Source organism: Flagellimonas halotolerans (assembly GCF_035818535.1).
Classification (GTDB): Bacteria; Bacteroidota; Bacteroidia; order Flavobacteriales; family Flavobacteriaceae; genus Flagellimonas; species Flagellimonas halotolerans.
On sequence record NZ_JAYKYV010000003.1, the window covers coordinates 78,128 to 101,224 of the forward strand.

The 23,097-nt window shown below is 41.8% G+C and carries 23 protein-coding genes; 13 read left to right on the forward strand and 10 right to left on the reverse strand.

Annotated features, from left to right (window positions below):
• Positions 1 to 274 precede the first annotated feature (274 nt).
• Entirely contained in the window at positions 275 to 2,524 is a 2,250-nt protein-coding gene (locus VM932_RS04995; RefSeq protein WP_326277458.1) for a TonB-dependent receptor, read from the forward strand.
• A 52-nt stretch (positions 2,525 to 2,576) separates the two neighbouring features.
• Here the strand turns inward: VM932_RS04995 and VM932_RS05000 are convergent, their stop codons facing one another.
• Entirely contained in the window at positions 2,577 to 3,011 is a 435-nt protein-coding gene (locus VM932_RS05000) for a Rieske (2Fe-2S) protein (protein WP_326277459.1), read from the reverse strand.
• Positions 3,012 to 3,197: 186 nt separating this feature from the next.
• On the opposite strand from VM932_RS05000, the gene greA reads away from it, so the two are divergent.
• Both greA and VM932_RS05010 read left to right on the forward strand, forming a co-directional pair.
• Positions 3,198 to 3,674 carry a transcription elongation factor GreA gene (gene greA, locus VM932_RS05005; RefSeq protein ID WP_326277461.1) on the forward strand — a complete coding sequence of 159 codons (477 nt, stop codon included), beginning with the start codon at positions 3,198 to 3,200 and terminating at the stop codon, positions 3,672 to 3,674.
• A 68-nt stretch (positions 3,675 to 3,742) separates the two neighbouring features.
• On the forward strand, positions 3,743 to 4,132 hold the full coding sequence (locus tag VM932_RS05010; RefSeq protein ID WP_326277462.1) for an HIT family protein: 390 nt from the start codon (positions 3,743 to 3,745) through the stop codon (positions 4,130 to 4,132).
• Here the strand turns inward: VM932_RS05010 and VM932_RS05015 are convergent.
• Complete coding sequence (locus tag VM932_RS05015) at positions 4,129 to 4,473, reverse strand: hypothetical protein (protein WP_326277463.1); 345 nt, start codon at positions 4,471 to 4,473, stop codon at positions 4,129 to 4,131. The two genes, VM932_RS05010 and VM932_RS05015, sit on opposite strands and share 4 nt — an antisense overlap.
• A gap of 3 nt (positions 4,474 to 4,476) precedes the next feature.
• Entirely contained in the window at positions 4,477 to 5,628 is a 1,152-nt protein-coding gene (locus tag VM932_RS05020) for a sensor histidine kinase (RefSeq protein ID WP_326277464.1), read from the reverse strand.
• A gap of 122 nt (positions 5,629 to 5,750) precedes the next feature.
• Here VM932_RS05020 and VM932_RS05025 point away from each other — a divergent pair, with 122 nt between their 5' ends.
• Entirely contained in the window at positions 5,751 to 6,128 is a 378-nt protein-coding gene (locus VM932_RS05025) for a DUF3127 domain-containing protein (protein ID WP_293165721.1), read from the forward strand.
• Between the two features lie 85 nt (positions 6,129 to 6,213).
• Positions 6,214 to 6,870 carry a leucyl/phenylalanyl-tRNA--protein transferase gene (aat, locus tag VM932_RS05030; protein WP_326277465.1) on the forward strand — a complete coding sequence of 219 codons (657 nt, stop codon included), beginning with the start codon at positions 6,214 to 6,216 and terminating at the stop codon, positions 6,868 to 6,870.
• A 250-nt stretch (positions 6,871 to 7,120) separates the two neighbouring features.
• Here aat and VM932_RS05035 read toward each other — a convergent pair whose 3' ends face one another.
• Complete coding sequence (locus tag VM932_RS05035) at positions 7,121 to 7,684, reverse strand: DNA-3-methyladenine glycosylase I (RefSeq protein ID WP_326277466.1); 564 nt, start codon at positions 7,682 to 7,684, stop codon at positions 7,121 to 7,123.
• Positions 7,685 to 7,803: 119 nt separating this feature from the next.
• Between VM932_RS05035 and VM932_RS05040 the strand changes: the two genes are divergently transcribed.
• From VM932_RS05040 to VM932_RS05060, 5 genes are all read left to right on the forward strand, one after another.
• Positions 7,804 to 8,481 carry a TetR/AcrR family transcriptional regulator gene (locus VM932_RS05040; protein WP_326277467.1) on the forward strand — a complete coding sequence of 226 codons (678 nt, stop codon included), beginning with the start codon at positions 7,804 to 7,806 and terminating at the stop codon, positions 8,479 to 8,481.
• Positions 8,482 to 10,149, forward strand: coding sequence for a peptidase domain-containing ABC transporter (locus VM932_RS05045; protein ID WP_326277469.1), 1,668 nt, complete (start codon positions 8,482 to 8,484; stop codon positions 10,147 to 10,149).
• A gap of 5 nt (positions 10,150 to 10,154) precedes the next feature.
• Positions 10,155 to 11,510 carry an HlyD family secretion protein gene (locus tag VM932_RS05050; protein WP_326277471.1) on the forward strand — a complete coding sequence of 452 codons (1,356 nt, stop codon included), beginning with the start codon at positions 10,155 to 10,157 and terminating at the stop codon, positions 11,508 to 11,510.
• Positions 11,494 to 12,909 (forward strand): TolC family protein, encoded by a 1,416-nt coding sequence (locus tag VM932_RS05055; protein ID WP_326277472.1) that lies wholly within the window; start codon positions 11,494 to 11,496, stop codon positions 12,907 to 12,909. The genes VM932_RS05050 and VM932_RS05055 overlap by 17 nt, the downstream gene beginning before the upstream one ends.
• Positions 12,910 to 12,991: 82 nt before the next feature.
• Positions 12,992 to 13,612: a thioredoxin family protein gene (locus VM932_RS05060; RefSeq protein WP_326277474.1), complete on the forward strand. Its 621-nt coding sequence runs from the start codon at positions 12,992 to 12,994 to the stop codon at positions 13,610 to 13,612.
• On the opposite strand, the gene VM932_RS05065 is transcribed toward VM932_RS05060, so the two are convergent.
• Genes VM932_RS05065 through VM932_RS05085 form a run of 5 tightly spaced genes read right to left on the reverse strand, consistent with a single transcriptional unit; the run spans position 13,595 to position 17,049 of the window.
• The gene (locus tag VM932_RS05065) at positions 13,595 to 14,314 is read right to left on the reverse strand and encodes an energy transducer TonB family protein (RefSeq protein ID WP_326277475.1); all 720 of its coding nucleotides are present in this window, start codon (positions 14,312 to 14,314) and stop codon (positions 13,595 to 13,597) included. The genes VM932_RS05060 and VM932_RS05065 overlap by 18 nt on opposite strands.
• A 48-nt stretch (positions 14,315 to 14,362) precedes the next feature.
• Entirely contained in the window at positions 14,363 to 15,067 is a 705-nt protein-coding gene (truB, locus tag VM932_RS05070) for a tRNA pseudouridine(55) synthase TruB (RefSeq protein WP_326277476.1), read from the reverse strand.
• A 31-nt stretch (positions 15,068 to 15,098) separates the two neighbouring features.
• On the reverse strand, positions 15,099 to 15,893 hold the full coding sequence (locus VM932_RS05075) for an undecaprenyl-diphosphate phosphatase (protein WP_326277477.1): 795 nt from the start codon (positions 15,891 to 15,893) through the stop codon (positions 15,099 to 15,101).
• A gap of 1 nt (position 15,894) precedes the next feature.
• Positions 15,895 to 16,161, reverse strand: a complete 267-nt coding sequence (locus VM932_RS05080) for a DUF3098 domain-containing protein (RefSeq protein WP_326277479.1) — start codon at positions 16,159 to 16,161, stop codon at positions 15,895 to 15,897.
• 9 nt (positions 16,162 to 16,170) lie between these two features.
• On the reverse strand, positions 16,171 to 17,049 hold the full coding sequence (locus VM932_RS05085) for a cell division protein FtsX (protein ID WP_326277481.1): 879 nt from the start codon (positions 17,047 to 17,049) through the stop codon (positions 16,171 to 16,173).
• 209 nt (positions 17,050 to 17,258) lie between these two features.
• Between VM932_RS05085 and VM932_RS05090 the strand changes: the two genes are divergently transcribed.
• The 3 genes from VM932_RS05090 to VM932_RS05100 all read left to right on the forward strand — a co-directional run bounded on the left by VM932_RS05090 (position 17,259) and on the right by VM932_RS05100 (position 22,493).
• On the forward strand, positions 17,259 to 20,252 hold the full coding sequence (locus VM932_RS05090) for a leucine--tRNA ligase (protein WP_326277719.1): 2,994 nt from the start codon (positions 17,259 to 17,261) through the stop codon (positions 20,250 to 20,252).
• A gap of 342 nt (positions 20,253 to 20,594) precedes the next feature.
• Positions 20,595 to 21,695 carry an alanine dehydrogenase gene (ald, locus tag VM932_RS05095; protein ID WP_326277483.1) on the forward strand — a complete coding sequence of 367 codons (1,101 nt, stop codon included), beginning with the start codon at positions 20,595 to 20,597 and terminating at the stop codon, positions 21,693 to 21,695.
• A 96-nt stretch (positions 21,696 to 21,791) separates the two neighbouring features.
• Positions 21,792 to 22,493 carry a zinc metallopeptidase gene (locus tag VM932_RS05100; protein WP_326277485.1) on the forward strand — a complete coding sequence of 234 codons (702 nt, stop codon included), beginning with the start codon at positions 21,792 to 21,794 and terminating at the stop codon, positions 22,491 to 22,493.
• Between the two features lie 77 nt (positions 22,494 to 22,570).
• Here the strand turns inward: VM932_RS05100 and VM932_RS05105 are convergent, their stop codons facing one another.
• Positions 22,571 to 23,089 carry a ferritin gene (locus VM932_RS05105; RefSeq protein ID WP_293165697.1) on the reverse strand — a complete coding sequence of 173 codons (519 nt, stop codon included), beginning with the start codon at positions 23,087 to 23,089 and terminating at the stop codon, positions 22,571 to 22,573.
• Between the last annotated feature and the right edge of the window lie 8 nt (positions 23,090 to 23,097).

Here is a 23,097-nt window from a genome sequence, read left to right on the forward strand (position 1 = left end):
ATTATATACGCAGGCACTTGGGGGTCATGGTTGTTATCAAAAGTTAAATTTCCAAGATGTTTTTTATGAAAATCAATATTCGCATCATACATTTGTGGCATCTCAAAGGGGTGCTTTTTACCAAAAGGCTGAGATTATACCCAATGAACCTGGGCGGGTAATGCTGCCAAGGGAATGCGCAAGTCGCATCTTGGAATTTCTATGTTTCTTTTAGAAACAACAATCAATTATTAACAAAGAATAATGACCCCTTTTATTCGTAACATTTTTACGAATGAAACTCTATTCAATTATTCAAAAAAGAGCCGTTTTTGGCTCAATGCGACCGACAAAAAACAATCAAGGGAACCGCATTAAAACATTATGTGCAACAGTGGCCCTAGGTGGGCTGGCGTTTACCATGAGCGCCCAAGAAGAACCGATTGACAGTCTTGAAGGAGAAAAAGTGGTGCTGGACGAAGTTTTGGTACAATCGGTAAGGATAACCAAGGATTTTCCCATTACTTTTTCCGATTTGGACAAGGTGGAACTAGCTCCGCGGAACTTAGGTCAAGATATTCCGATTCTAATGAATTTTATGCCCGCGGTTGTCACCACCTCCGACGCCGGAGCTGGCGTGGGATACACGAGCATGCGCGTTCGTGGTAGCGATGCAACACGGGTAAATGTTACCATTAATGGTATTCCGTACAATGATGCGGAATCGCACGGAACCTTTTGGGTAAACATGCCCGATTTTGCCTCCTCCACCCAAAGTTTGCAGTTGCAGCGAGGTGTGGGAACTTCCACCAATGGGGCCGGGGCATTTGGTGCTAGTTTGAACATGCTCACGGATGCTTTTTCTGAGGAATCGTATGCCACAATATCATCATCCGTAGGAAGTTTTAATACGCTTCGGAACAATGTAAAGTTCAGTACGGGATTGATGAACGATTATTTTGAATTTTCTGGGCGATTGTCCAGGGTCACATCCGATGGTTATGTGGACCGAGCGGCTTCGGAATTGGATGGCTATTTCCTGCAAGGTGCCTACAAGGATGACAATACCCTGATCAAAGCTTTGCTTTTTGGAGGGCATGAGGTTACTTATCAAGCTTGGAATGGAATAACAGCAGAACAGTTGGAAGACAATCGCACTTACAATTCCGCAGGGGAGTACACCGATGATGGCGGTAACACTCAATACTACGAGAACGAAGTGGACAATTACAAGCAAGACCATTTTCAACTACATTGGTACGAAACCTGGAATTCTGCTTGGAACACCCATTTGGCCGTACACTACACACGCGGAAGAGGTTTTTTTGAACAATTTAGGGAAGACGACGATTTTGCCACCTATGGTTTGGAGCCCATTACGGTAAACGGCGATTTAGTGGAAACCACGGATTTGATTCGTCGTAGATGGTTGGACAATGATTTTTACGGAACCATTTTTTCAGCCACTTACAATAACGAGAATCTCGAACTGATTATGGGAGGTGGTTACAACGAATACAAAGGCGACCATTTTGGTGAAATTATTTGGGCCGAGTATGCCAGTGGCAGCGAAATAAGGGACAGGTATTACGATGATAATTCCACCAAAACCGATTTCAACGTTTATACCAAGGCGAACTACAAATTAACGGACCAATGGTCCTTGTTCGGAGATGTGCAATACCGTGGGGTAACCTACGAAGCAAATGGTGAAGATACGGGCTTGGTGGATGATTCCTTCAGCTTTTTCAATCCAAAGGCAGGTGTTACCTTCGATTTAAACCGTAACAACAACTTCTATTTTTCTTATGCGCGAGCCAACAGGGAGCCCAACCGTAATGATTATGAAAGCGGCAGCCCAAAACCAGAAAAATTAAACGATTTTGAGCTGGGATGGCGTTACATTTCGCCAAGTTTCCAACTGAATACCAATGTGTACTACATGCGGTACAAAGATCAATTGGTATTGACCGGCGAGTTGAACGATGTAGGGGCACCGTTGAGGTCCAATGTGGGTGATAGTTACCGTTTGGGTCTGGAGATCGATGCGAGCATCAGGCTGTCCAATGCGTTTCAGTGGAGACCAAATATTGCTTTGAGTGATAACCGAAATATCGATTTCTTCTTTGAGCGTGATGGAGAACTTCAAAATTTGGGGAATACTAACATAGCCTACTCGCCACAATTAATTGCGGGCAATATTATTTCCTATCAACCCAATGCAAATTTTCAGGTTTCGTTGTTGTCAAAATTTGTGGGGAAGCAATATATGGGTAACATCGACTCGGAGACCTCTGTTTTGGATGGTTATACCCAAACGGATTTCAATGTTCAGTATACCATCAACATAAACTCTTTTGTGGAAAGTATTGGGATTTCCGGTCTGGTGAACAATATTTTTGATGCTGACATTGTCTCCAACGGCTATTTTTACACCTTTGATGATGATTACTCCAACCCTGGAACCATCACAACCATTGAGGGTGCTGGATACTATCCACAAGCAGGAATCAACTTCCTTGTAGGAGCGACAGTTAATTTTTGATGATATTTATGGAAAGGGGGTTCTGTGGCAATCGCAGGACCCTAAATGTATTTTAGTTGGAAATCACTACCACATTACCACTTTGGGTGGCGCTATAAAATAAAAGGTCGTGATAACGGTTTCCATCATCGGGCCTGTCCAATTGCTGTCCCGTAAACAAATTATACGTAAATCCTTCACAGCTACAAACTGCATTTTGGCCATCAATGGTCATTGTGGAGCACTCGTTCGGCGCATGGTTCGGACAACTGGCTTCCCAGGCCATAAAACTAGACCCTGTATTGATAACAAAAGCACCTCGTGTGCCCACTCCATTGTTGCCCACATAAACTGGATTTCCGATGTTTTGTAGATTATTGTACAACGGAAGGTTCATATTCAATTCAAACCGAAACCGTACTTCTTGCAAGTAGGGATTACGGTTGGTGGAATCCGAGCTGCAGGATAAAATCAGTGCCAAAAGCATAATGGCCCAGAAGTGCTTCATAATCAATGTTTGAAAACGTTTCTTGGGCAAAGTTGATGAAAATTTGCCTATATTTGCGTTAAATCCTCGCAAAAATACCATGCAGGTCATGGGTATAGTTGAGGATTTTTTGTATTTGTAAAGAAGAGAACATTGGGAAAATTTTTCTATTTTCTTCAGTGCCTCTTTGCATTAAAAATTAACAACATGAGCAAGGTTTCATATTATACGCCTGAAGGATTGAAGAAATTGAGGGAAGAACTGAACCACTTAAAAGATGTGGAACGTCCCAAAGCATCCCAGGCTATCGCTGAGGCAAGGGACAAAGGAGATCTTTCCGAAAACGCAGAATACGATGCGGCCAAGGAAGCCCAGGGACTTTTGGAGATGAAAATTTCCAAAATGGAAGAGACTTTGGCCAATGCCCGTTTAATTGATGAATCCCAATTGGACACTTCCAAAATATTGGTACTTTCCACTGTTAAGCTTAAAAACCAAGCCAATGGCATGGAAATGAAATATACTTTGGTGGCAGAAAGCGAGGCTGATCTTAAAACGGGTAAAATTTCCGTTACATCACCCATTGGAAAAGGATTGTTGGGTAAAAAAGTAGGTGATGTGGCAGAGATCAAGGTACCGAACGGAACCCTGAATTTTGAAGTTTTAGAGATCACACGAGCGTAACAGCAACTAAATTGGTTATATTTAATCCCGTTGAAAGACGGGATTTTTTATTTTAAAACCGAATCAAAATGGCCAGTATCTTCACAAAAATCATCAATGGGGAAATACCCAGTTATAAAATTGCGGAGGATGATGATAACTTTGCTTTTTTGGATATCAACCCAAACTCGAAAGGACATACCTTATGTGTTCCCAAGAAAGAAGTGGACAAGATCATGGACCTTGATGAGGAATCTTACATGAAACTCATGGCGTTTTCACGAAAAGTGGGGCTTGCCGTTGAAAAGGCCGTGCCTTGCAAACGTGTGGGAATGTCGGTTATTGGCCTGGAGGTGCCCCATGTGCACGTTCATCTCATTCCACTTCAAAATATGGCGAGTGCCACTTTTCAACATAAGGAAAGCCTTACCACAGAAGAGTTTGAGGCCGTGGCCGAAGCGATCAGGTCAAATATTTAGCCTTCCAAATAAAAATATACACCTGCTGCTACCAAGCATAGCATCAATACCAAAATAATAAAGAACAACATGGTAAACCGTACCGCGGGTCTATCTGGCTTTACCAGTTTGTTGTAGTAGTCAAAAACCCGCTCAATATCCTGAGTCCAGTTTACAGGGTAAATAACCGAATTACACTTTTTACACTTGATTTCATGTGTTACAACGCCCGTAGTTCTGTGGTACAGTGCGTTAAAGGTGTGTTTTTGGTAAAATGTAATCTTAAGTTCCTGATTAAAACATTCGGGGCAATTGTTGGTGATATCAGCTTCTTGTATTACAAGTTGTTTTTCCTTGGCCATAACTTATTTTTCTATTGCTCGTAGGGAAATTTGCATGATAGTTCCTTCTTTACTAGACGAAAATACTTTAATTTTTCCTTTATGGTACTCTTCAACAATTCTTTTTACCAACGAAAGCCCTAATCCCCAGCCTCTTTGCTTTGAAGTAACCCCTGGGTTAAATATGTTCTGGAAGTCGCTTTTGGGTATGCCGTGGCCTGTGTCCGACACCAAAATATGTATATTTTGTCCTTTTTTTTCAATTTGGATGGCTATGTTTCCTTTGCCCTTCATGGCATCGATACCATTTTTTACAAGATTCTCTATGCTCCAGTTGTACAAGGGTGGATTCATAAGCACATAGGCCTCATCGGCATTGGAACTAAAGGAAAAATGTACCAATTTGGAACTACGCTGTTTCAAGTATTCGTAGGCCATTTTGGTTTCGGCCACAATATCATGCTCACGCAATTCGGGAATCGACCCAATTTTGGAAAAGCGCTCTGTTATGGTTTGTAAACGATCGATGTCCTTCGCAATTTCTTTGGTTACTTCGGGATTGATGTCTTCCGATTTCAAGAGTTCGTTCCAACCCAAGAGGGAGGTAAGCGGTGTTCCAATTTGATGTGCTGTCTCCTTGGCCATTCCCGCCCAAAGTTTGTTTTGTTCCGAAGCCCGGTTTGTTCTAAAGAAAAAGAAGATGACCGCACCGAACAAGAAAATGATCAACAGAAGGGCCAATGGGTAGTACTTTAATTTGTTCAAAACCTCAGAATTGCCGTAGTACAAGGTCTCCAATAATTCATCTTCTTGAATTATCTGTATCGGTTCGTTCTCATTTATGAACTGTGCAATCTTTTTTCGAATGTATACACTATCGCTTACCTTGTCCTCGGGAATATTATGTGTTTTGTAAGAACCCTCCTCGTTTACCAAGATCATGGGGGTGGAGGTGTTGTTTCCCAATACTTTAAGGGTAAGGTTTCCCAACTCTTGATCTACGGAGGATTGGATGAGTTCCAATTGGGCCGTAGCCCAGATTTCCATTTTTAGGCGTTCCTCTTCCTTGAATTTTTTAAAAAAACTATTGGTGTTCCATAAAATAAGACTCACAATAACGAATGCCGCAATCAGCATTGTAATGTTGGAAGTTTTCCTTTTAGGACTAAAGTTCATTGGTGGTCAAATTCTGTTTAAAGATAGGTAAATGGAAAACATGTTGATAGTTAGTTGAAATAACGGCTGCCCATGGAATTCATTTTATGTACTTTTGAATTTTCAACAAAAATTAACATTGCATGGAAGTTCAGGGAAGAATCAAAATGATAGATGAGACCAAGACATACGGCAACAACGGTTTCAGAAAAAGAGAGGTGGTCGTAACAACAGAGGAGCAATATCCACAACACATATTGGTGGAATTTGTTCAGGATAAGTGCGATTTGCTTAACAGCTACAGCGTTGGTCAAATGGTAAAAATCAGTATAAACCTAAGAGGAAGAGAATGGGTGAACCCACAAGGGGAAACCAAATATTTTAACTCTATTCAAGGGTGGAGAATTGAAAACCTGCAACAAGAACAAAATGCGGATAATATGCCTCCCGTTCCTCCAATGGAAGCTTTTGAACCAGCAGATGATTTGAACGAGGACGACCATGACGACCTTCCTTTTTAGAAGAAAAAGATATTTCACAATAAAAATCCGGACCTCTTGGTTCGGATTTTCTTGTTTTTAGACCTATTTGTATTTTTAGAAAAAATTGACCTTGGAAAATACCCCATTACATTTTTTGAGCAGAAGATTGGAGTTTCCTCCTGTTGATACTGCCAGTGAAGATGGGTTGCTTGCCGTTGGAGGTGATTTGTCTCCAGAAAGATTGTTGTTGGCCTACAAAAACGGAATTTTCCCGTGGTTCAATGATGATTCCTTGATCCTGTGGTGGACTCCTGACCCGCGTATGGTTCTTTTTCCCAAAAAGGTGAAATCGTCCAAAAGCATGCGGAAAATAATTCGTGATGGAGCGTTTGCCCTTACTCAGAACACTTGTTTTGAGCAGGTGATTGACCATTGTGCCAAAATTGAACGAAAAGGACAAGACGGTACATGGATAACCCCCGAAATGAAAACAGCCTACATGAATTTATACAAAAAAGGGCATGCCAAATCTTTTGAGGTTTGGGAAGGCGACGAACTCGTGGGTGGTTTGTACGGTGTTGATCTAGGCCATGTGTTCTGCGGGGAGAGCATGTTCAGTTTTAAACCGAATGCCTCCAAGTTTGCATTTATAAAAATGGCGAAGGAACTGGATGAAAAAGGATATGAGCTTATTGACTGCCAAGTACATACCGATCATTTGGAAAGTTTGGGCGCTGAATTGATTCCCAGAAAAGAGTTTGTGGAGATTTTAAAGGGGTAATTGCACAATTCCTAGCATTATTGGAAGGATATAATTAAAACCCGAGACGCATTTTGAAGCAACAATTCATTATAAGCTCCGTCATGCTCAACTCGTTTCAGCATCCCATCACATATTTTCATCCAATACTTATAAAATGTGACCTTAAAATAAATTCAGGGTGACGAAAACCTATGCTATTTTAACCAATTGGAAAAGTTTAAAGTTCAGTAAAAATAAAGGTAAAATAGAAAAATGCACAACAGCTTAATTAAACCTCATTGTACCTAAAACAATTTACTTCGTGGTCGTTTACCATGCCAGTGGCCTGCATGTGGGCATAAATAACGGTGCTTCCTACAAATTTGAACCCTCTTTTTTTCAAATCTTTGCTGATGCTATCCGAAAGAGAGGTGGTTGCAGGAGCATCTTTGTAATTTTGCAGCTTATTTTTAATGGGTTTGTTCTCCACAAAGCCCCAAATGTATTTACTGAAACTACCAAACTCTTCTTGAATTTCCATAAAAGCGCTTGCGTTGGAAACCGTGGCGTTCACCTTCAATTTATTTCTGATGATCCCGGGGTCTTGTAGTAGTTCATCAATTTTTCCCTGATCGTAGCGGGCAATTTTCTTGTAATCAAAATGATCAAAGGCTTTTCTAAAATTTTCACGCTTTCGTAGCACAGTAATCCAACTCAACCCCGCCTGAAACGTCTCCAAAATCAAAAATTCGAACAATGTGGCATCATCCTTTACGGGAACGCCCCATTCCGTATCATGGTAGGCTTCATACAAAGGGTCTCCAAGGCACCATCCGCATCTATGTTTTTGCATTTCTATTTGTTTTTCCATCAAAAATAAGGGAAAAACAAGAGAGTTAATTGAAAGTTAAAGTATTATACATTGATAGTAATACTTTTATATTTGCGAGACTATATTTTAAAAGTAATGTAATGGAGTTATTGATGCAATCTCTTAAAATTGGGGTCAATGAAAAGCTTTATATAAAGGATCCCGAATCTTCAACTTTGGGGAAGAATATTGTTGAGCAAAGTATTTTGATGATTGATGAAATGGGTTTTGAGAGCTTTACGTTCAAAAAATTGGGTGTACAGATAAATTCCAACGAAAGTTCCATTTACCGCTATTTTGAGAACAAGCACAAGCTGTTGCTCTATTTGGCCACTTGGTATTGGGGGTGGGTAGAATATCGCATGGTCTTTGCCACAAACGGTATTTCCGACCCGGTCAAGAAATTGGAGAAAGCAATAGAGATCCTTACTCAAAATGTTGAGGAGGATAGTTCAATCACACATGTGAACGAAGTGGCACTGAACCGACTTATTATCAATGAATATTCCAAATCCTATTTGGTAAAAGAAATAAACAAAGAGAGCAAGGACGGTTATTTTATTATTTGTAAAAGATTGGTAAACCGCTTGAGCGAGATGATTTCGGCCGTGGATCAAAATTACGAATACCCTGTAAGTTTGGCCAGTACCGTTCTGGAAGGTTCGCTTCATCAGTATTTTTTAAAGGCACATTTTCCGACGCTTACAAACTGTAACGAAAAGGTTACCCCTACGGAGTTTTTTACGGACCTCATATTCCGGACACTAAATAAAAAGTAAATGGCTAAACAAATACTTACAGCTTGGCAGCGATTAATGGGGCTGCTTACCTTGGACAAAAAGGACATTTTTCAAATATTTTACTACGCTATTTTTGCGGGTTTGGTCAACCTATCCCTCCCCTTGGGTATACAGGCCATTATAAACCTTATCCAAGGGGCCAGGGTGAGTACATCTTGGATCGTGCTCGTGGTATTGGTTACCCTTGGGGTTGCGTTTGTGGGGATGCTTCAGTTAATGCAGATACGGATTATTGAAAACCTTCAGCAAAAAATCTTTACAAGGTCTTCGTTTGAGTTTGCCTACCGTTTTCCAAAAATAAAAATGAGCGAACTCCGATATTATTATCCGCCGGAACTTGCCAATCGTTTTTTTGATACGCTTACGGTACAAAAATCGCTGTCCAAAATACTTATTGATTTTCCAGCGGCATTGTTGCAGATCGTATTTGGGTTGTTGCTGCTATCTTTTTACCATCCTTTCTTTATCATTTATGGTTTATTGCTCCTTTTGCTCATTTACATTGTGTTCAAGTTTACGGCACAAAGGGGGTTGGATACCAGTTTAGACGAGTCAAAAATCAAATATAAGGTAGCGCATTGGGTGCAGGAGATCGCCCGTTCCATTGTCAGTTTCAAGCTTTCGGGAAAAACTTCCCATGCATTGGACAAAAACGATATTCTGGTCGATGAATATTTGGAAGCTAGGGAAAGCCATTTTAGGGTGTTGGTCTTGCAGTTTATTCAAATGATAGGCTTTAAAGTCTTGGTTACAGCAGGTCTATTGTTGATTGGAGGTTTGTTGGTTTTGGATCAGCAGATGAATATTGGTCAGTTTGTGGCAGCGGAAATCATTATTTTATTGGTAATCAGTTCTGTTGAGAAAATGATCTTGGGACTTGAAACGTTTTACGATTTATTGACCTCTTTGGAAAAAATGGGACAGGTCGTGGATAAGGAAATAGAGCCCCAAAACGGAGAAACTCCATTTAAAGATAACGAAGGCCTAACAGTAGAGCTTGAGGATATTGTTTACAAAGTGCCAGGGATGGACAAAAAGATAATAGACCATTTATCGCTTACCGTCCGGCCGGACACCAAATTATTGATACAAGGAAAGAGCGGATCGGGAAGATCCACCTTGCTAAGAATGATAGCCGGCATCCTAGAGCCGGATGAAGGAAAAATATATGTGAACAATGTGGCCATCCAAGGAATAAAATTAAGCCAATACCGCTCCTATTTAGGTCATTCCCTAAACGAGGAATATCCATTTGAGGGAACCCTATTGGACAATATTACATTCGGTAATAAGGATATCCCAATGGAAGATGTGTATTGGGCGCTCGAAAAAGTAAGTCTTACTCAGTTTGTAAAAGAGCAACCCAATGGGCTTAAAACCATTTTATATCCTGAAGGGAAAAAGATCCCTGATTTTATTTCCAGAAAAATTGTTTTGGCCCGGAGCATTGTAACCAGACCTAAACTAATGATATTAAAGGATCCCCTGGAGCAATATAATAATGAAGATACGGAAAGGATGATGGACTTTTTTGCAGACCCTGCCAATGGATGGGCCTTGGTCGTAGTAAGTGAAAACCCCAATTGGGCAAGTCGCTGCAATCAAGTAATTCGAATGGATAAAGGTAGATTGATCAACGTAAAATAAAGTTCATGCTGAACATTTCTTCAAATAATAAATTGAACGAGAAAGTAGATCTTACCGGCTATAAGGCAGGTAAAAAAGTCTTTCATAAAAGGCACTACAAACAATTTAACCGTTTTTTGGCCTCTTTTTCCATCATGGTGCTTTTGATGATGTTCCTACCGTGGACCCAGAATATTTCTGGTAGGGGTTACCTCACCACGTTAACCCCGGATCAGAGGCCACAGACCATTCAATCCCCGATTCCCGGACGCATTGAAAAGTGGTATGTTAGGGAAGGGGATTATGTTGAAAAGGGTGATACGATCCTGTTCATATCAGAGATAAAAAGTGAGTACTTCGACCCCGATCTAGTGGAGCGTACCGGGCAACAGATTAAGGCGAAGACCATGTCCGTATCCTCGTACCAAGAAAAGGTAAAAGCCTTGAACCAACAGATCAGAGCCCTTAATCAAGAACTCGGACTAAAACTGCAACAGGCCAGAAACAAACTAATGCAGTCCAAATTGAAAGTGGAAAGCGACAGCATTGACCTTGAAGCGGCCAAGACCAATATTTTAATAGCCCAGCGTCAGTACGACCGTACCGAAAAGTTACAGGAAGAAGGATTAAAAGCAGTTACCGATGTAGAAGAAAAACGATTGAAACTGCAGGAGACGCAGGCAAAACTTATAAGCCAGGAAAACAAATTGTTGGCCAGTAAAAACAATGTAATCAATGCCCAAGTGGAAATAAATAGGGTAAGAGCAGAGTACTCCGACAAAATTTCCAAAGCACAAAGTGATCTCTATACGGCACAATCCAACCAATTTGATTCGGAAGCACAGGTCACCAAACTGGAGAACCAGTACACCAATTATGAAATGAGAAACAAAATGCTCTACATAAGAGCTCCCCAAAATGGCTATATCACCAAAGCCATAAAATCCGGTATTGGGGAAACTTTTAAGGAAGGGGCACAATTGGTCGGGATAATGCCTTCGGATTACGATATCGCCGTAGAAACTTTTGTTGATCCCATAGATCTTCCGTTGATCCATGTGGACGAAAAGGTGCGTATCCAGTTTGATGGTTGGCCCGCCATAGTATTCAGTGGTTGGCCCAATGTTTCCTACGGAACCTTTGGAGGTAAGGTGGTCGCTATTGAAAACTTTATCAGTCCAAATGGGAAATACCGTGTACTATTGGCTCCAGACGAGGAAGAGGCTCCTTGGCCAAAAGGCATTCGTGTAGGTTCTGGGGCCAGTACCATGGCCCTATTGGAAGATGTTCCCATTTGGTACGAACTGTGGAGACAGCTCAACGGTTTCCCTCCAAACTATTATCAACCTCAAAATATAAGTGCAGATGCCAAAAGGAAATAGAAGATTACTTTTATTTTGTACCCTCTTTTTCTTTACCGTAAGCTTTTCTTACGCTCAGCAAGATTCCTTGGTGCTTGGGTTTAAGGAGTACTTGGGCTATGTAAAAAAATACCACCCCATTGCCAAACAGGCCCAATTGAACATTGCTATTGGACAGGCCGAACTTATGAAGGCCAGAGGAGGTTTTGATCCCAAGGTAGAGGTGGATTTTGATAAAAAGGAGTTTAAGGGGACCGAATATTGGGATCGGTTGAACACTACTTTTAAAATTCCAACTTGGTTTGGTATTGAGCTTAAGGGAAATTTCCAGCAGAATGAAGGATATTATCTAAATCCTGATGAAACCTTGCCCGATGACGGTCTTTACAGTGCAGGGGTATCCATGTCCGTTTTGCAGGGGTTTTGGATAAACGAGCGTATGGCCACTCTAAGAAAAGCCAAATTTTTCAGGGAACAATCCAAAGCAGAACAGGATTTACAGGTGAACAAGGTTTTGTACAATGCTTCGCTCGCCTATTTTGATTGGTTGCAAGCCTATAGAGATGCTGAGGTATACAAAGATTTTTTGGAGAATGCCGAAGTGCGTTTTCAAGGCATCAAAGAGAGTGCCTTGGCTGGGGATATTGCCATGATTGATACCGTAGAGGCTAAAATTGCCGTTCGTAACAGGGACTTGGGCTATCAGCAGGCCAAGGTCAAATTGATGAAAAAATCATTGGAGCTGGGCAACTTTTTATGGATCGAGGACGTGCCGGTAGAGCTTCAGCCAGGTATAAGACCAAACTTGGAACCAGAAATGGATATCAATTCAACCTTGGAAATAGAAGGTGTGCCATTGGACAGCTTTAATCTGGAAACACATCCCAAACTAATGTCTTTGGACTATAAAATTGAAGGGTTGACAGTGGATAAGCGTTTAAAATCGAATAAATTATTGCCGAAATTAAAGGCAGAATACAATTTTATAACAGAAACCCCCGAGTTGATGAATTCCTTCGTTACCGAGAACTATAAGGCCGGGTTAAGTTTTCAAATGCCCATTTTTCTGCGGAAAGAGCGCGGAGACCTAAAACTGGCCAAATTTAAACTTAGGGATGCCGAATATGAAAGGGACAATGCCCAAGTGGAAATACAGAACAAGATCATCGCCATTTATAATGAATTGGACTCATATACCCAACAAAATCAGTTGATTGCTGATATTGTAAAAGATTATTCAACCCTATTGAATGCCGAGGAACGGAAATTCAGTTTTGGAGAGAGTTCTTTGTTTCTGATCAATTCCAGGGAAAGCAAACTCATTGATGCTTATCTAAAGCGAAACGAGATGCAGAACAAATATTTTTATACCAAGGCCATGCTGTTCAAGAGTTTGGCCATCAACCCAAAAAGCTTGTAAGAATTAGGTTGTAAAAACAACCAATGATAAAAGTCACCAAATGGGCCAACTGCCCATTGTACTTTTGCAAAAACATTTTTATATGGAAGTATTGGAGAGAAATAGATTGGAAATAGTGCAGGAATATATTTCAAAGGGAATGGATTACCCAAGATACCGTGAGTTGGTGGGTCAACTGGCAAAAATGGGAAAGTCCACAGGCCCAAACCAATCCGAAGCTATGATTAACTATACCAAGCTGGGCGATCGCAGAATGGCCCGTTGGGAGAAGACCTTTAAAATTTCCGAAGACATTCAGCAAAAACTGAAAGTCCTGGACAAAAAACTGGTGTTTTTAGTGCTTACAGAAAGTTGGTGCGGGGATGCGGCAGCAAGTTTGCCCATAATCCATAAAATAGCCGAAACAAGCCCTAATATTACCTTAAAAGCGGTTTTACGTGATGAAAGTATCGATTTAATGGACATGTTTTTGACCAATGGTGCCCGCTCCATACCCAAATTAATTGTTTTGGACGAAGCCAACAAAGAAATTATTGGGGAATGGGGACCAAGACCTAGTATTGCCACTCAAATGGTGGAGGAATGTAAAAGGGAACACGGCAAATTGACAGATGGGTTCAAACAAGAGCTTCAGGTTTGGTATAACAAAAACAAAGGGCAAAATATCTTAGAAGACGTCTTGGAATTACTTGCTTTGGAATAGGTAAGTAATTGTGCCGATCTGAGAATTCTTGGAATCCGGACTAAAACGGGCCTTAAGGGCATAAGCGATGGCATTATCCACTAAACAACCATTGCTGGTTCCCGAACTTTTATCGTTGAAGCTGGCTTCCGTGACATAACCGTTATTGTCCACGGTTATGTTAACAACCACTTTGCCACCTTCAATACAGGTGTATATGGGAGGTGGGAGGTGGTAGGCATTTCGCTCGACCAAAGAGTAGGAAATGGAAGTGCGCCTATCCTTTAGGTAATTGGTGAACTCCTCTTTTTGGGCATCACGTTCGCCCAATTTTTCTTTTTTCTCGTCCCGCTGGGCCTTTAACTGTTTTAATTGCTCCTCAAAACCTGAGTTATCGGCATATTCCCCGGTTTCGCTACTGAGGGCTCGTTCCTCCATAAGCTCTTCCAAAGTTTTTAAAGGCTCTGGGTTTCCAACGCTTGGTTTAGCGGTTTCATTTACGGCCATGTGGCTTTTAATGGGGTCGTTGTTAGCGGCCATTTCTTCCAATCGTTCCTCTTCCTCTTTAAGAAGTTCTTCAATATCCTCATCGGCCAAACTCATTTCAATAACGTACTCATCTTCCTTTATGCCTCCCAAATGAATATTGAAAAGCAATAAAATCACTATGGACATAGAGAAAAAAGTAATCAAAAGAGATAATTGACGCCTGTTTAAGTTCATGGTTTAACTATAACCGCTTTTTTGCAAAATTATTTTATCACAACCCGTTTAGGTCGAGGTGCCTACCCCCAAATTTTCTTTGAAAATAACGGGTGTTGTAGCATTATTTACGTTGAAATCCCCTATTTTGGTTCTTCTGAGCTCGGATAGGTAGGCTCCAGAACCCAATGCCTTGCCAAAATCGTGAGCCAAGGAACGAATGTAGGTTCCCTTACTGCAAACTACTTTAAAGTCCACTTCGGGAAGGGCGATTCGGGTAATCTCAAATTCCAGGATTTCTATTTTTCGTGATTTTATTTCGACCTGTTTGCCTTCACGGGCCAGTTCGTACAATCGTTTTCCATCTTTTTTTAATGCTGAAAAAATGGGGGGCACTTGGTCAATCTCGCCCAAAAATTGTTTGGTGGTTTCTTTGATGGATTTATCCGTGAGGTGTTCGGTTGGAAAAGTTTTATCTACTTCCGTTTCCAAATCGTAGGAAGGCGTAGTGGCACCTAGTGTGAAAGTGCCCGTATATTCTTTAACCTGCCCTTGAAGCTCGGGAATTTTTTTTGTGAATTTCCCCGTACAGATAACCAATAGACCAGTAGCCAAGGGGTCTAAGGTTCCTGCATGACCAATTTTTATCTTTTTAAGACCAAATTTTTTACGAATGGCCCATTTTAGGGCATTTACCGCTTGAAACGAAGTCCACTCCAGCGGTTTATCGATCAATAGGATCTGACCGTTCAAAAAATCTTCTTTGGTGTTCAAAAACTTGGAGTTTTACAGCAAATATACTGATCTATCCCCAAATGCTCCACGCCAGGGCAATAAGCCCCACAACCAAGCAGTAAATGGCAAAATAGGTAAGCTTGCTTTGGCGTACCAATTTGATCATCCAAGTACAAGCGGCAAGACCAGCAATAAAGGCTGCAATAAAACCAGCACCCATGGCAACGGCCTGATCACCTTGGAAGGAGATTTCACCACTCATCAAATCTTTGGCCACTTTTCCCAAGATCAACGGAACCACCATCAAAAAGGAAAATCGTGCCGACTTGGTTTTATCAACACCTAAAAGAACTGCTGCCGAGATAGTAGCCCCACTTCGGGAAATTCCTGGGAGAATAGCTACGGCCTGTGCCATGCCGATTACAAAAGAACTTCGGAACGATACATTTTTATCGGTGGTTTTGGCCAGATCTGCCAAATACAGCAAAAATGACGTAATCACCAACATAATTCCAACAATGACAATTGCACCATCAAAAAATACTTCAATAAAATCATTTAAAAAAAGTCCCACCAATGCGGCAGGAATCATGGAAATAATGATTTTCAAGGAAAATTGGGTTTCCTCGTTCCATTTGAATTGAAATAGCCCTTTAAAAATATCGAAAACATCTTTTCGGAACACCACCAAGGTACTCAGTGCAGTTGCAAAATGCAGCACTACGGTAAACAACAGGCTTTCTTCGGGAACGGCCTGCGCTCCCAAAATGGCTTTTCCCAATTCTAGATGACCGCTGGAGGAAACAGGCAAAAATTCGGTCAATCCTTGAATAATGCCAAGGATGATGGCGTCTATTAATTCCAAATTACTCCTTGTTTTTCTTGTTAGGATTCAACAATATCGCGTAAACCTGGATGCCAAGACCGATAAGGATCAAGGTCGGCGCTAGGCGGATTCTTCTAAAGTTGTATATCTCCGGATTGAATACTTCGGGGTCGTCGCTTCCGCCGCCGCTCATCAAAATATATCCAAGGGCTATAAAGGCAATACCTATAAATAGAAAGCGGTAGTTTTTCTTTTGGAAAACAAAGTCTTTAGGTGGTTTTTTGCCGTTGTCGTTTTTCTTGCTCATATCGCAAAGTTAATAATAAAGATCGTCGGTCCTCAGGTTTAAAAAGCGTTGTGTGGCGAAATGGGTGCTGGCCCACGAAATAATAACGCCCAAACCGAATACACCAACGAACAAAATAATGAGAACAATATAATCTTGCAAAAGATCCAGTTCAGGGAAACTTTTGTCTATATAATACACTAAAACTCCCAATCCGATCAAAGCGACAAAGGCCCCAGCCATTCCTAACTTAATGTTTGTCCAGATAAAAGGTCTTCGGATAAACGTTTTGGTGGCTCCCACCATTTGCATGGTTTTAATGATAAAGCGTTTGGAATAAATGGACAGTCGAATGGAACTGTTGATCAGCAAAACGGCCATGATCGTAAAAACCGCACTCGCAATCAAAATCCACAGACTTATTTTCCGTGCGTTGTTGTTGAGCAGCGAAATCAAGGGTTTGTCGTAGCTTACTTCGTCCACGTAGGCCTTGGCTGCCAGTTCTTCTGCAATCTCATCAATCTGTTGGGGGGAGACAAAATCGGCCTTGAGGTTGACGTCGATGGAGTTTTTTAGCGGATTGTAGCCTAAAAACTCCTCAAAATTTTCACCAATATCCTCGCTGTATTGTTCCGCGGCATCTTCTTTGGAAATGTATTCGGCGGATTTGGTGTATTCTGCCAGCATCAAACTTTTTTGTAGTTGATCTATTTCCACAGGTTTGGCATTGTCCTTCAAAAACACGGAAATCGTGATTTGCTCCTTAAAGTGATCCGCCAATTTTTTGGTATTGAGCACCAAAAGGCCCAAAACACCCAAAAGAAACAGGACCAGGGCAATGCTCAAAGCCACGGAAAAGTAGGAGGAAATCAGTTTTCGTCGCTGATATCGTTCAATATATTGGCTCATATAGTAGAATCAGTACGTAAAAATAGAAAAGTAAATTGTATTTAGGGGATTAAACCTATTTTTGCACACGAAAATAGATTCAAAATTTTGTCATTTCGAGTCCTTTGGTGAAGGACGGGAAATATTTTTTAAAGCCATCCCGACCAGAGTTTACCCTGAGCGGAGTCGAAGGGCTCGATGTGACATAAATTGACCATGAAAGAAGTATGATGAATTACGATTTCCGCGAAATTGAGGCCAAATGGCAGAAGTATTGGGCAGTAAATGAAACTTTCAAGACATCCAACGATTCCGACAAACCCAAATTTTATGCATTATCCATGTTTCCCTACCCGTCTGGGGCAGGCTTGCACGTGGGGCACCCGCTAGGGTATATTGCCACGGACATCTATTCGCGTTACAAAAGACATAAGGGATTCAATGTATTGCATCCCATGGGATACGATTCCTTTGGATTGCCCGCTGAGCAATATGCCATTCAAACAGGGCAGCACCCTGCCGTTACTACCGAAAACAACATCAAAAGGTACCGTGAGCAGTTAGATCAGCTCGGTTTTTCTTTTGATTGGAGCCGAGAAGTGCGTACATCCAACCCACAATATTATAAATGGACACAGTGGATTTTTATCCAATTGTTCAATGCATGGTACAACAAAAAATCCGATAAGGCAGAGCATATATCCAAGTTGATTTCCACTTTTGAAAAAGAAGGAAATGCCAATGTAGAGGCGGCTTGTGATGATGGTACGCCAAGTTTTGGTGCTTCGGATTGGAACGCGTATTCTGAAAAGGAAAAGCAGAAAATCCTTTTAAAATATAGATTGACCTATTTGGCGGATACCGAAGTAAACTGGTGTCCTGCTTTGGGAACCGTTTTGGCCAATGATGAAATCGTAAATGGAGTTTCCGAACGTGGAGGTCATCCCGTTGTACGTAAAAAAATGACGCAATGGAGCATGCGTATCACCGCTTATGCGCAGCGTTTGTTGGACGGATTGGACAAAATTGATTGGCCGCAACCGCTAAAGGATGCCCAGACAAATTGGATTGGACGTTCGGTAGGGGCTTCGGTTACTTTTAATGTCATTTCGAGCGATAGCGAGGAATCTCAAGATACCATCGAAGTCTTCACCACCCGTCCCGACACCATTTTTGGGGTAAGTTTTATGACTTTGGCACCAGAGCACGAATTGGTGGCCAAAATTACTACGCCAGAACAAAAAGCGGAGGTGGATGCTTATGTGGAAGCTACGGCAAAACGTTCCGAGCGTGACCGTATGGCCGATGTGAAAACCATTTCGGGGGTGTTTACCGGAGCTTATGCAGAGCATCCGTTCACCAAAGAGCCCATTCCCATCTGGATTGGCGACTACGTGTTGGCGAGTTATGGAACCGGAGCGGTTATGGCCGTACCTTGTGGTGATCAACGCGATTACGATTTTGCAAAACATTATAATATAGACATCCCCAACATTTTTGAAGGGGTTGATATTTCGGAAGAGGCGTTTGCCGACAAGGAAACTACGGTAATCGCCAATTCCGATTTTTTGAATGGTCTACCTTATAAAGAAGCGATGAGGAAAATCATTGCTGAATTGGAAAAGATTGGTCACGGTAAAGGTAAAGTGAACTACCGTCTGCGCGATGCCGTATTTAGCCGTCAGCGGTATTGGGGAGAACCGTTCCCTGTATATTATGTGGACGGGATGCCGCAGATGATCGATGAGAAATATTTGCCGTTGGAACTCCCCGAAGTGGAAAAATACCTCCCCACCGAAACGGGCGAGCCACCTTTGGGAAATGCTACAGAATGGGCTTGGGACACGGTACGGAACAAAGTGGTAAGTAACGAAAACCTCTCACCCTCTGAGGGAGACCGAGAGGGGGAACAAACCGTTTTCCCATTGGAGTTGAACACCATGCCAGGTTGGGCAGGAAGTTCCCAATACTTTAATAGGTATATGGACCCGCGCAACGACGATGCCATTTTCTCTCCCGAAGCCATCAACTATTGGCAAGATGTGGACTTGTATATAGGAGGTAGCGAGCACGCTACGGGCCACTTATTGTATTCCCGTTTTTGGCAGAAGTTTATGTTTGATATGGGGTATGTACCCAAAGACGAGTTTGCCCAAAAGTTGATTAACCAAGGGATGATTACGGGGACGAGTGCTTTTGTGTATTTTACGTATTACTCAATATTGGAAAAGGGTGGGACAGGTAAAGTTCTTGCGGATAAAAAATTCATTTTTATTTCAAAGGAACTTTATAAAAAATCACTTTATGAAAGTGATGAGGATTTGATTAGGCTTGTCAAGTCTTATATCGATTCGGAGTTATTGAATAAAATTGAGAATGATGAGTTGATATTGATTACTCCATTAAATTCTGTCCATGCAGATGTTTCTTTGGTAAATGCTTCCGATGAATTGGATGTGGAAGGATTTAAACAATGGCAACCAGAATATAAGGATGCAGAGTTCATCCTTGAAGATGGAAAGTATATTGTAGGCCGTGAAGTTGAAAAAATGTCCAAATCCAAGTACAATGTCGTCAATCCCGATGCTATATGTGAGGAATACGGTGCAGATTCGTTGCGTTTGTACGAAATGTTCTTGGGCCCATTGGAGCAATCCAAGCCTTGGAACACGGCCGGTATCACCGGAGTACATTCCTTCCTCAAAAAGCTCTGGAAACTTTACTCCCCCCTTGAGGGGGGCGAGGGGGGTGTTGAACCCACCGCAGAAAATTTGAAGACGTTGCACAAAACCATTAAAAAAGTGGAGGAGGATATTGAGAACTTCTCGTTCAATACTTCCGTTTCCACTTTTATGATCTGTGTCAACGAACTGACATCCCAAAAATGTACCAGCAAAGCTATTTTGGAACCCTTGGCGATTTTGGTTTCTCCGTATGCACCGCACATTGCCGAAGAGCTTTGGGAGCGTTTGGGTAATACAACTTCCATTGCCGAAGCACCATTCCCCAGGTTTGAGGAGAAATATTTGGTGGAAAGCAGCAAGGAATATCCGATATCCTTTAATGGTAAAATGCGCTTTAAATTGGAGTTGCCGTTGGATATGGGCAAGGACGAAATCGAAGCGGCTGTTTTGGCGAACGAAAAAACTCAGGCCCAATTGGAAGGCAGAACTCCCAAAAAAGTAATTGTGGTACCTGGGAAAATTGTAAACATCGTAGGATAGTTTCAACATCTGTTTTTTCCGTCCTTCCGAACTGGTTTCGGAATCTCATCAGATTTACGAAATCCTTATTTTAAGATAAAACAAGTACGAATTTTACAGATACACCCCTAAAAAGCATGCCAATCGGCATGCTTTTTTATTTTTAAAAGCGTACACCCCTACAAAAAAACATAATTTTTTCCATTAAAAACTTTGAAATAATATATAGACCCTATAAAAAACAGGGTATATGCCTTTAAAAATGATTATTTTCAAACACACCCCCTACTTTTTATCTACTTTTGTGTTTTATTCTAATTTTTTTTGCTCAACTTTGGTCCATCAACCATTAAAAACAACAAAATGACTGTTGGGATACCTAAAGAAATCAAAAACAACGAGAGCCGGGTCGGCATGACGCCTGCCGGGGTATTTGAATTGACAAAGAACAACCACACCGTATATGTGCAATCCGGCGCAGGCGAGGGCAGTGGTTTTTTTAATCAGGATTACCAACAGGTAGGAGCCACTATTTTGGACACTATCGGTCAGGTGTATGCCATGAGCGATATGATCGTGAAGGTAAAAGAACCTATTGCTGAAGAATATGGCTTGATTCAAGAAGGGCAGATTGTATTCACTTTCTTTCATTTTGCATCTAGCGAAGCTTTGACCAAGGCCATGCTCAAGAGCAAGGCTATCTGTATTGCCTACGAAACGGTAGAAGATGAAGATGGAACATTGCCTTTACTTACCCCAATGTCCGAAGTGGCGGGTAGGATGGCGATTCAGCAAGGTGCCAAATATTTGGAAAAACCCGTAAAGGGCAAAGGAGTGCTTTTGGGTGGGGTGCCCGGGGTATCCCCAGGCCGTGTTTTGGTGTTGGGAGCGGGTACCGTTGGTATTCAGGCTGCTAAAATGGCAGCGGGTTTGGGAGCACAAGTAACCATTTTGGATGTAAACATGAAACGACTGAGATATTTGAACGATATTATGCCGAGCCATGTAGTGACGGGTTTTTCCAACGAGTTCAACATCAGAAAACATATAAAAACAAATGATTTAATAATTGGTGGTGTGCTATTGAAAGGAGCAAAAGCACCTAACCTGATAACTAGGGACATGCTCAAGGACATGCATCCGGGAACCGTCATAGTTGATGTAGCGGTGGATCAAGGCGGATGTGTGGAAACCACCAAGCCAACGACCCATGAGGACCCCGTTTATATTATTGACGATGTGGTCCATTACTGTGTAGCCAATATGCCAGGGGCAGTGCCTTATACTTCTACAGTTGCCTTGACGAATGTAACACTGCCCTATGTGCTAAAATTGGCCAATTTGGGATGGCGTAGTGCCTGTAAGTTGGATAGCTCCTTGGAAAAAGGATTGAATGTGGTCGAAGGGGAGATTGTTTACAATGAAATTGCCGAAACTTTCCAGTTGGAACCTGTGTTGGTGTAATCAACTAACATTTTGACAGTAAAAGAGCCCTGCCATTATTTGGCGGGGTTTTTGCTTTAATATGGTATATTTATATTCAATTAAAGAGATAAGGCTATGATGACATATTATATATTGATCGGTGGAATTGCCCTGGTCAGCTGGCTGGTGAGCAATAAATTAAAGAGTAAGTTCAAAAAATATTCCAAGGTTCATTTACGGAATGGCATGAGCGGTGCTGAAATTGCCCAAAAAATGTTGGACGATCATGGTATCAGAGATGTAAAGGTGATTTCCACGCCCGGAATGTTGACGGACCATTATAATCCAAAAAACAAAACGATAAACCTCAGTGAAGGCGTATACAATCAGCGTAACGCTTCTGCGGCTGCGGTGGCTGCCCACGAATGCGGGCATGCCGTGCAACATGCACAGGCTTATGAGTGGTTGACCATGCGCTCCAAATTGGTTCCCGTTGTAAGTGTTACCTCCGGAATGTCCACTTGGGTGGTGTTTGGCGGTATCATGTTGATGGCGGCAACGGGTGTCGCGGGTGGTATTGGCTTCTATATTGCCGTAGCTGGACTTATTATGATGGGCTTTGCGACCTTGTTCAGTTTTATAACCCTGCCCGTGGAGTACGATGCCAGCAAAAGGGCATTGGTTTGGTTAAAGCAGAAGAATATGGTAAGTCAAGAAGAATACTCAGGTGCGGAAGATGCCCTGAAATGGGCGGCGAGAACCTATTTGGTGGCAGCGCTGGGTGCTTTGGCCTCATTGCTTTACTGGGCTGTTCAGGTGTTCGGGGGAAGAGATTAAGGATAGTTGTAAAGCTATTCAATAAAAATGGGGCCTTTTTTTGGCCCCTTTTCTTGTATATGATATTGATTGACGCTTTAATCAATCCAATTGGCAACTTGGTTGTCGATCATTTGTAGCCCTACACCTTCGGTGCCGGTAACTTCTATCATGTCCAAGATATCCCTAACGGTGTTCTCTTCTTCAATTTGTTCCATTACAAACCAATCCAAGAAACGCTCAGTGGCAATATCACCAGCTTCACGGGCTTTCTTCACAATGTTATGAATTGATTTTGTGACTTTAACCTCGTGTTCCAAGGTAGATTCAAAAACATCTGTAATAGATGAATAATCATGATTAATATTGGTTACCTCAGGTGAAATGGGGTTACCTCCGGTATCCACCAAAAAGTTGAAAATCTTCATCATGTGCTCCCGTTCCTCTTCGGCTTGTTTAAAGAAAAACTTGGCGCTGGTAAAAAAACCATTTTGTTCGCACCAAGAAGCCATGGCCAAATAGGTGGCCGAGGCGTGGGCTTCCATTTTTATCTGTCCGTTGAGCAAATCCATGGATTCCACTTTAATGCTCATACTTTGTCTTGCTATATCTTTCATGGTGTAAA

Coding starts and splice junctions, on each gene's coding strand:
- VM932_RS05105 (WP_293165697.1), bottom strand. CDS start 23,089: ATGAAAGATATAGCAAGACAAAGTATGAGCATTAAAGTGGAATCCATG.
- VM932_RS05025 (WP_293165721.1), top strand. CDS start 5,751: ATGGAAGTTCAGGGAAGAATCAAAATGATAGATGAGACCAAGACATAC.
- VM932_RS05040 (WP_326277467.1), top strand. CDS start 7,804: ATGGAGTTATTGATGCAATCTCTTAAAATTGGGGTCAATGAAAAGCTT.
- greA (WP_326277461.1), top strand. CDS start 3,198: ATGAGCAAGGTTTCATATTATACGCCTGAAGGATTGAAGAAATTGAGG.
- ald (WP_326277483.1), top strand. CDS start 20,595: ATGACTGTTGGGATACCTAAAGAAATCAAAAACAACGAGAGCCGGGTC.
- VM932_RS05020 (WP_326277464.1), bottom strand. CDS start 5,628: ATGAACTTTAGTCCTAAAAGGAAAACTTCCAACATTACAATGCTGATT.
- VM932_RS05000 (WP_326277459.1), bottom strand. CDS start 3,011: ATGAAGCACTTCTGGGCCATTATGCTTTTGGCACTGATTTTATCCTGC.
- VM932_RS05065 (WP_326277475.1), bottom strand. CDS start 14,314: ATGAACTTAAACAGGCGTCAATTATCTCTTTTGATTACTTTTTTCTCT.
- VM932_RS05080 (WP_326277479.1), bottom strand. CDS start 16,161: ATGAGCAAGAAAAACGACAACGGCAAAAAACCACCTAAAGACTTTGTT.
- VM932_RS04995 (WP_326277458.1), top strand. CDS start 275: ATGAAACTCTATTCAATTATTCAAAAAAGAGCCGTTTTTGGCTCAATG.
- VM932_RS05035 (WP_326277466.1), bottom strand. CDS start 7,684: ATGCAAAAACATAGATGCGGATGGTGCCTTGGAGACCCTTTGTATGAA.
- VM932_RS05100 (WP_326277485.1), top strand. CDS start 21,792: ATGATGACATATTATATATTGATCGGTGGAATTGCCCTGGTCAGCTGG.
- VM932_RS05060 (WP_326277474.1), top strand. CDS start 12,992: ATGGAAGTATTGGAGAGAAATAGATTGGAAATAGTGCAGGAATATATT.
- VM932_RS05085 (WP_326277481.1), bottom strand. CDS start 17,049: ATGAGCCAATATATTGAACGATATCAGCGACGAAAACTGATTTCCTCC.
- VM932_RS05090 (WP_326277719.1), top strand. CDS start 17,259: ATGAATTACGATTTCCGCGAAATTGAGGCCAAATGGCAGAAGTATTGG.
- VM932_RS05045 (WP_326277469.1), top strand. CDS start 8,482: ATGGCTAAACAAATACTTACAGCTTGGCAGCGATTAATGGGGCTGCTT.
- VM932_RS05055 (WP_326277472.1), top strand. CDS start 11,494: ATGCCAAAAGGAAATAGAAGATTACTTTTATTTTGTACCCTCTTTTTC.
- VM932_RS05010 (WP_326277462.1), top strand. CDS start 3,743: ATGGCCAGTATCTTCACAAAAATCATCAATGGGGAAATACCCAGTTAT.
- VM932_RS05050 (WP_326277471.1), top strand. CDS start 10,155: ATGCTGAACATTTCTTCAAATAATAAATTGAACGAGAAAGTAGATCTT.
- VM932_RS05015 (WP_326277463.1), bottom strand. CDS start 4,473: ATGGCCAAGGAAAAACAACTTGTAATACAAGAAGCTGATATCACCAAC.